The organism is Streptomyces sp. NPDC059455, assembly GCF_042750115.1.
GTDB lineage: Bacteria > Actinomycetota > Actinomycetes > Streptomycetales > Streptomycetaceae > Streptomyces > Streptomyces endocoffeicus.
The window spans coordinates 19,568-26,755 of sequence record NZ_JBHYVB010000027.1 but is presented as its reverse complement, the minus strand read 5'-3'; the positions used below and the strand labels follow the sequence as shown (position 1 = coordinate 26,755).

6 protein-coding genes are annotated in these 7,188 nt (G+C 72.8%); 1 reads left to right on the top strand and 5 read right to left on the bottom strand.

Annotation, left to right across the window (positions count from 1 at the left end):
• The 3 genes from ACFXB5_RS12640 to speB all read right to left on the bottom strand — a co-directional run.
• A partial coding sequence (locus ACFXB5_RS12640; RefSeq protein ID WP_385206107.1) for a cyclase family protein occupies positions 1–518 on the bottom strand: 518 nt, incomplete at its 3' end.
• Between the two features lie 7 nt (positions 519–525).
• On the bottom strand, positions 526–2,067 hold the full coding sequence (locus ACFXB5_RS12635) for a purine-cytosine permease family protein (protein ID WP_385206105.1): 1,542 nt from the start codon (positions 2,065–2,067) through the stop codon (positions 526–528).
• Positions 2,060–3,022 carry an agmatinase gene (speB, locus tag ACFXB5_RS12630; RefSeq protein ID WP_385206102.1) on the bottom strand — a complete coding sequence of 321 codons (963 nt, stop codon included), beginning with the start codon at positions 3,020–3,022 and terminating at the stop codon, positions 2,060–2,062. Before speB ends, ACFXB5_RS12635 begins: the two co-directional genes overlap by 8 nt.
• Positions 3,023–3,132: 110 nt before the next feature.
• On the opposite strand from speB, the gene ACFXB5_RS12625 reads away from it, so the two are divergent.
• Complete coding sequence (locus ACFXB5_RS12625) at positions 3,133–4,593, top strand: PucR family transcriptional regulator (RefSeq protein ID WP_385206099.1); 1,461 nt, start codon at positions 3,133–3,135, stop codon at positions 4,591–4,593.
• Positions 4,594–4,619: 26 nt separating this feature from the next.
• Here the strand turns inward: ACFXB5_RS12625 and ACFXB5_RS12620 are convergent, their stop codons facing one another.
• Together ACFXB5_RS12620 and ACFXB5_RS12615 are read right to left on the bottom strand one after the other, a co-directional pair.
• Entirely contained in the window at positions 4,620–5,438 is an 819-nt protein-coding gene (locus ACFXB5_RS12620) for a class I SAM-dependent methyltransferase (protein ID WP_385206096.1), read from the bottom strand.
• Positions 5,439–5,503: 65 nt separating this feature from the next.
• Positions 5,504–7,108 (bottom strand): PucR family transcriptional regulator, encoded by a 1,605-nt coding sequence (locus ACFXB5_RS12615; protein WP_385206093.1) that lies wholly within the window; start codon positions 7,106–7,108, stop codon positions 5,504–5,506.
• Between the last annotated feature and the right edge of the window lie 80 nt (positions 7,109–7,188).

Genomic DNA, 7,188 nt, shown 5'->3' with positions numbered 1-7,188 from the left:
GGCGCGCTGGGGGGGCGCCCCGCCCCCGGCCGGGCGGTGCGGGTGGGGGGGGGGGGGGGGGTCCGCCACCGCGCCCCCTCCGCCCCCCCCCCGACGGTGCGGATCCCGGCGTCCACCAGGAGTTCGGCGGCCTCCGGGGTGAGATACGGATGGGCGAGGTACTCGTCGTGGCCCCAGTGCCGCGACCAGCCGGTGGCCACCAGCACGATGGCCCCGGCCGGCAGTCTCCGCTCGAACAGGGACGGCCCGAGCGGTGTCCGGGGCTCCGCGCCACGTGCGTCCACCACCACCGCCCGGCCCCAGAAGCGCTCCAGGGGCAGCCGGTCGAGGGTGGGCAGCGCGTCGTCGATGTGGAACGGGGCGTCGACATGGGTGCCGGACTGCGACCCCATGTCCAGGTGCAGCACGTTCACCCCGTCGGCGGCGACGCTCAGCGCGGGGGCGATGGCCACCCTCGGATCGCCGGGGTAGACCGGCATGCCCGTGGCTACGGGTACGGAGAGGTCGATGAGGCGCACGGCGTCCTCACGCCCCTTCCGCCACCGCGGGCACGGGCGCGCCGGTCTCCGTGGTGATCGGCGGTACGGGCGCGTCCGAGGCGCGGACCAGCCGCGGCCCCTCGGGCCCGTACACCTCGCGCGGCTCGGGGAAGAGCCACAGCAGCGCCAGATAGAGGAGCGAGGCGGTGGCGAGGCCCACCGGCAGCGAGATGTCCGCGCCGTCGGCCAGATCGCCGCACGGCCCGACGAACTGGCCGGGGACGTTGACGAAGAGCAGGGCGAGCACCGCCGCGGTCAGCCAGGCGCCCATGCCACGCCAGTTCCAGCCGTGGTGGAACCAGTAGCGGCCACCGCGCTGGCGCCGGTTGAACACCTGGAGCGAATCGGGGTCGTACCAGCCGCGCCGGGTCACATAGCCGAGCACCATGATGATCATCCAGGGGGCGGTGCAGGTGATGATCAGCGTGGCGAAGGTGGAGATGGACTGGGACAGATTGGCGGCGAAGCGGCCCAGGAAGATGAACCCGATCGAGAGCACCCCGACGAACAGGGTGGCCTGCACCCGGCTGAACCGGGTGAACACGCTGGAGAAGTCCAGGCCGGTGCCGTAGAGCGAGGTGGTGCCGGTGGACAAGCCGCCGATGAGGGCGAGCAGGCACACCGGCAGGAAGTACCAGCCGGGCGAGATGGCCAGCAGTCCGCCGACGTAGTTCGGCGCGCTCGCGTCCATGTACGGGGCGGCCTTCTTGGCGATGATCGAGGCGGTGGCCAGGCCGAAGAAGAACGGCAGGATGGTGGCGATCTGCGAGGCGAACGCCGCCGTGACGACCTTGCGGCGCGGGGTGTCGGCGGGGATGTAGCGCGCCCAGTCGCCGAGGAAGGCGCCGAAGGACACCGGGTTGGACAGCACGATCAGCGCCGAGCCGATGAACGCGGGCCAGAACCCGGCCGTGGACGCCGAGGGGAACACCCCCTGGTAGCCGGGGTCGAAGTCCCCCACGAAGGCGAAGAAGCCGAGGACGAACAGCGTCGAGGCCGCCACCACCGCGATCTTGTTGACGAAGAGCATGAACCGGAAGCCGTACACGCACACCGTCAGCACCAGCGCCCCGAAGACGCCGTAGGCGAGGGCGAACACCCCGTCGTTCTGCTCCACACCCATCAGCCGGTGGGCGCCGCCGACCAGCGCGTCACCGGAGGACCACACCGAGATGGAGAAGAACGCGATGGCGGTGAGCAGCGACAGGAAGGAGCCGACGATCCGCCCGTGCACCCCCAGGTGTGCCGAGGACGAGACCGCGTTGTTGGTGCCGTTGCACGGGCCGAACACCGCGAGCGGGGCGAGGATCAGGGAGCCGCCCACCACGCCGAGCAGGGTCGCCGCCAGGCCCTGCCAGAAGGAGAGCCCGAAGAGGATCGGAAAGGCGCCGAGCACACAGGTGGCGAAGGTGTTGGCGCCGCCGAACGCGACGCGGAACAGGTCGAGGGGGGTCGCGCTGCGGTCCGCGTCGGGGATGCGCTCGACCCCGTAGCTCTCGACCTCGGTCAGTGCCGGGGAGTCACTCATCCGTCTGCTCCCGCTTTCCTTGGAGTGCGAGCAGGCTGATCAGGTCGTAGGCGACGTGGGAGGCCGCGACCGAGGTGATCTCGGCGTGGTCGTAGGCGGGCGCCACTTCCACCACATCCGCGCCGATCAGACGGCATCCGGCCAGTCCGCGCAGGATCTCCAGGAGCTCGCGGGAGGTCAGGCCGCCCGCCTCGGGGGTGCCGGTGCCGGGGGCGTGGGCCGGGTCGAGGCAGTCGATGTCGATGGAGATGTACAGCGGCCGGTCGCCGATGCGCTGGCGCAGCTGGTCGGCCACCTCGTCGGCGCCGCGCCGGTAGACATCGGCGGAGGTGACGATGCCGAAGCCCAGCTTCTCGTCCTCGGTGAGGTCCTGCTTGCCGTACAGCGGGCCGCGGGTGCCGACGTGCGAGAGGGCGGAGGTGTCGACGATGCCCTCCTCCACGGCCCGGCGGAACGGGGTGCCGTGGGTGTGCTCGGCGCCGAAGTAGGTGTCCCAGGTGTCCAGGTGGGCGTCGAAGTGGAGCACCGCTACGGGGCCGTGCCTCGTTGCGGCGGCGCGCAGCAGCGGAAGCGCGATGGTGTGGTCGCCGCCGATGGTGACCAGGCGGGTTCCTTCGGCCTGGAGGCTGCCCGCGGCGTCCTGGATGGTCTCGATTGCCTCGCCGATGTCGAAGGGGTTGACGGCGATGTCACCGGCGTCGGCCACCTGCTGGGTGGCGAACGGGGACACGTCCAGGCCCGGGTGGTAGGGGCGCAGCAACCGGCTGGCCTCGCGGACCGCGGCGGGCCCGAAACGGGCGCCGGGGCGGTAGGAGACACCGCCGTCGAACGGGACGCCCACCACCGCCACGTCGGCCCCCGCGACCTCGTCGAGGCGGGGCAGCCTGGCGAAGGTGGCCGGGCCGGCGAAGCGCGGGACCCGGGAGGAGTCGACGGGCCCTCGGGGTTCGGTCATGGTGTTGCGGTCCCTTCTTGACGTGCGCCGGTGGGGTCCGGTCGAGCGAGTCTGCACAGCGGAGGAACCGCGCGACAATCGTTGCTGAGACAAAGAGTTAGGCTCAATTTGTGGTGAACAACAAAGAGCAGGGTGTGACGGTCGACGATCTGCTGTCGTATCCGGCCCTGCAGCTGCGGTTGATCGCGGGTGGCGCGGGGCTGCACCGCTCGGTGTCCTGGGCGCATGTGAGCGAGCTGGACGACCCCACGCCCTGGCTGCTCGGATCCGAAATGATCATGACGACGGGGATAGCGATGCCCCGCTCGGCGGCCGGGCAGCGCGCCTATCTGGAGCGGCTGGACGACGCCGGGGTGGCCGCCCTGGCCGTCTCCGCCCAGCTGCGGATGCCCCCGCTGCGCCGCGCGTTCTTCGACGCCGCCGAGGAGCGGGGGATGCCGGTTCTGGAGATCCCGCTGGCCGTGCCGTTCATGGCGGTGGCGCAGGAGGTGGCCGCCGCCGTCCAGGAGGACGCCCGCCACCGGCTGGGCGCCCAGCTGCAGGTGTTCGGCGCGCTGCGCTGGCTGACCTCGGAGAACCTGGACACCGCGACGCTGTTCGGCCGGCTGGAGAAGCTGTCCGGTTACGACATCTATCTGTGCACCACCCAGGGCCGGCCGCTGCTGCCGGGTGTACCCGCGCCCGACGCGTCGGTGATCCCCGGCTCGGCGGACGCCCCGCCGACCATCCCCGGTGGTTTCGCCCTCCCGGTCCCCTCCCCCGGTGGCCCGGCGGGTTTCCTCATCGCCTTCGAACGGGAGGGCGCGCGCCCGGCGGGGCTCGCCGTGGTGCAGCACATCGCCACGGTGGCCGCCCTCCAGCTCGCCATGGTCCGCACCGAGCGGGAGACGCTGCGCCGTGAGGGTGCGGAGATCCTCGCCGAGCTGCTCCAGGGCGCCCTCGAACCCGCCGTGGCGCGGCGCCATCTGCTGCGCCACTCCATCGAGGGCGAGACGGTGCTGGCGGTGGTCAGGGGCGTCACGGAGGATGCCGTGCTGCGGGCGCTGGAGGATCAGCCGTGTCTGCTGCTCAAGCGCGGTGAGGACCGCTATCTGCTCGGTGCGCCCGACCTGGGTGAGACGGTCGAGTCCCTGCCGGGTGTGGCCGCCGGGATGAGCCGCCCGTTCAGCCCCGGCTCCTCGCTGCGGATCGCCCAGCGCGAGGCGCTGTGGGCGGCCTCCCACGCCGTCGCGTCCGGCCGTGCCCTCGTGCGGTACGGCGACGATGTCACCGGCCGCTGGCTGCCCGACGACCCGGCCGCGCTCACCGATCTGGTCGAGCATGTGCTGGGCGAGGCGCTGCGCTACGACACCGGCCACGGCTCACGGCTGCTGACGTCGGTGCGCACCTGGATGGAGCGCGACCGCCGTACGGACGAGGCGGCCGCGGCGCTCCATGTGCACCCCAATACGCTCGCCTACCGGCTGCGTCGCTTCAGCGAGCTGACCGGCCGCGATCTGTCCACCACCGGTGCGTTCGCCGAGGTCTGGCTGGCGATCCGGGCGGCGAGCCGGCTCGGTCTGCTCGACTGAGCGCGAATCCCCGGGGCGTTCGGCGCTCAGTGCGGGCGCCGGCCCCAGCAGGTGATGAGCGGGGCGGTGGTGACGTCCATGCCCTCGCCGCGCAGATGCTCCAAGTGGCGCTCGATCTCCTCCTCGGTGGCCAGGCCGCCCGCCACCAGTTGCCCGCGCAGTTGACGCACGGTGGCCGCCTCCAGCTCCCGGCAGGCCGGGGAGGTCAGCGGGAAGCAGCCCTCGGCGCGGACGTCGTGCAGCCCGGCGCCGCGCAGCAGGGCGGGCAGGGTGCGGCCGAAGGCGAGGTCCACACCGCGCTCGGCGAGCAGCGCGCGGAATCCGCGGCGGATCCGGTTGGCCAGCTCCTCGGCCGGGCCGCGCTCGTCGGGGCAGGCCAGGGGCTGGAGCGCCGGGTCGGCGTCCTCCACCACCAGCCAGCCGCCCGGCCGCACCGCCCCGGCCATCCGCCGCAGCGCCTCGGCCCGGTCGGGCAGGTGCACCAGCACCAGCCGGACGTGGACGAGGTCGAAGCCGTCGCCCGGTGGCTCGTCGTGGGCCACGTCGTGGCACCGTACCTCGATCGGTGCGGTGGCCGGGCCGGACAGCTCCGTGAGCCAGGTGGTGTCGATGTCGGTCACCAGCACCTGCCCGGTGGGCCCGACCCGCTCGGCGAGGGCGGTGGGCACCGAGGGTCCGCCCGCTCCCACCTCCCAGCAGCGCCATCCGGCGGCCAGGCCGAGCTGGTCGAGGTGGTCCAGGGTCCAAGGGTCGAAGAGCTCGGCCAGCGCGTCGAAGCGCCGGCCGGCCTCGCGCTGCCGGTTGTCCAGCAGATAGCCGGTCTCGGATGTCAGAGCCTGTGTCATATCCCCGGCCGGGCGTGCGACGCCTGGCACGCACGCTGATCCGACCGGGGATATGACACAGGCTCTCATGCGCCCCATCCTCCCACGCCGGACGCCGTCAGCGTGTCCAGGGCGGTGACGGCGACATGGAGCTGGGTGCGCTGCACACCGGACTCCAGGTCGCGGCCGAGGAGCCGTTCGATGGTATGCAGCCGCTGGTAGAACGCCTGGCGGGACAGGCCGATCTGTTTGGCGGCGATGGACTTGTTGCCCGCGGCGAGGTAGTGGCGCAGCGTGGTCAGCAGATCGCCCGCGTGGCGCTCGTCGTACTCGATCAGCCTGCCCAGCTGGTGCTCGACATACCTCTGCACACGGATGTCGTCGCGGAGCGCGTACAGCAACTCGGGCAGTCCGACGTCGGAGGGCACGTGGAACGACCGGTGCGGGGTGGTGGGGCCAACGGCGTCCACGACCTCCTCGGCCTCCCGGAACGCCCGTGCCACCTGGTCGATCTCGGTCACCCCCGGCCCGACCGCCACCACCGCGGAGGCGCCCAGCGTCTCCTCGGTGAGCCGGCTGACCCGCTCCACCACCGGCTGCCAGGCGCTGGCGCGGGCCAGGGCGAGCAGCACCCCGGTCCGGTCCGGGGAGAGCCGCCCCACCAGGGCCCGGATGCCGGAGCCCTGGAGGGCGTCGGCGAGCCGGTCGTCCAGGCCCGTCTCGTCGGCGGTGGCGCCGTGGTGGCCGATGGCGAGGGCGATGAGGCGGTGGCCGACGACCGGTATGCCGAGGGCCTCGATGCGGATGCGTGCCTCGGTGCGGCCGCGGTAGCTCCAGCGCAGCAGCTCCAGCAGGGCGCAGGTGTGGGCCTGGCGGTCCCACTGGGTGTGGCCGGTCAGCCGGGCGAGGGTGAGGGCGGTGGCGGCGCGTCCCAGGATCATGGTGTGTTCCGGGTCGGCCGCGGGGGCGGCCGCGTTCGGCACCGCCACCAGCCGCCCCCAGCGCCGTCCGTTGTGCTCGACGGGGGCCACCAGCCAGCCCTCGGGGCCGCTGGTCTGTGTGGTGTCGGGGGTCGGCGTGGCACGGGAGCGGCGCTGCCACGCCTCCAGGATCTGGCCGGCGGTGCCGCCCGCCGTACCGGAGAACACCGCGTGGTGCAGCAGGTTCTCCAGGACCACCGGGCGGCCCATCAGATCGGCGGCGGCGCGCACCAGCTCCTTGGGCTCGGCGTTGCGCAGCGTCAGCCCGGTGAAGATCTCATGGACCTGCTGGGAGCGGCGCAGCAGCTCGCCCTGTGCGTCGAGGATCAGCGCGTGGACGGTCTGGGTCACCTCGATGAAGCGGATGCCCCGGGACAGGACGATCAGGGGGAGTTCTCGGGCGCGGCAGGCGGCCACCAGGTCCGGTGGCACCTGCTGGTAGCGGCGGCCGAGCTCGACCACGAGCCCCGCGGCGCCGATGTCGGCCAGCTGGTCCACATAGCCGCGCAACCGGCTGGGGTCGTTGGGCTGGGGCATGCCCGTGGTCAGTACGAGCTCACCGCCCTCGAGGAACGAGGCGGGGTCGAGCAGCTCGGTGACGTGCACCCAGCGGACCGCACGGGCCAGCTGCTCCTCACCGGCCATCACACGGGGAAGTCCCGCGACGATGACGGGAAGGCGCAGGACGTCGGCAACCGTGAGCAACGGCATCTGGACGGACTCCCTCCGGATACCGCTCATCATCGCAGAGCCGGGCCGCCGCGCCCAGGGCCGTCGAACCGGGCCCGGGA

Bases quoted from the DNA above. Each gene is read 5' to 3' on its own strand.
- ACFXB5_RS12615 (WP_385206093.1), bottom strand. From the start codon at position 7,108: ATGCCGTTGCTCACGGTTGCCGACGTCCTGCGCCTTCCCGTCATCGTC.
- ACFXB5_RS12620 (WP_385206096.1), bottom strand. From the start codon at position 5,438: ATGACACAGGCTCTGACATCCGAGACCGGCTATCTGCTGGACAACCGG.
- speB (WP_385206102.1), bottom strand. From the start codon at position 3,022: ATGACCGAACCCCGAGGGCCCGTCGACTCCTCCCGGGTCCCGCGCTTC.
- ACFXB5_RS12635 (WP_385206105.1), bottom strand. From the start codon at position 2,067: ATGAGTGACTCCCCGGCACTGACCGAGGTCGAGAGCTACGGGGTCGAG.